This window comes from Anaerotignum faecicola (assembly GCA_024460105.1).
GTDB lineage: Bacteria > Bacillota > Clostridia > Lachnospirales > Anaerotignaceae > JANFXS01.
In genome coordinates, this window is record JANFXS010000576.1 from 1 (window position 1) to 389 (window position 389).

The window sequence follows — 389 nt, forward strand, 5'->3', positions numbered from 1 at the left end:
CTCTCCGCTGACGGCGATGATACTTTTTAAGACATCCGTGAAGCAGGAAGTCACGCTGACGGTAAAGGGAAAGGAGCCGGAAGGCGACATCAGCCATACCTTTCCGGAGGATACCGTTCATATTCTGCCGGTGTATGGCCTGTACGCGGACTATGATAATACGGTAGAGCTCGTGCTGTCAGGCGGAGAAAGGGAGAAAGTCATCATTACGACCGAGCCTTTGCCCCCTGAAGTACCAGTCCCCACATTCTGTAAGGGCAGCCGGGAACACATGGGAGATAACGTAATCTTCCTGACACAGACCTCCAAGGCGGATGCTTTGGCCTGCGACTACCGCGGTGATGTCAGATGGTATTTAACGGTAAACGTCTGCTTTGATTTAAAACGGC

1 protein-coding gene is annotated in these 389 nt (G+C 52.2%); it reads left to right on the forward strand.

Annotated features, from left to right (window positions below):
* The coding region (locus NE664_15465) for an aryl-sulfate sulfotransferase N-terminal domain-containing protein (protein MCQ4728031.1) at window positions 1-389 on the forward strand (389 nt) is incomplete at both ends.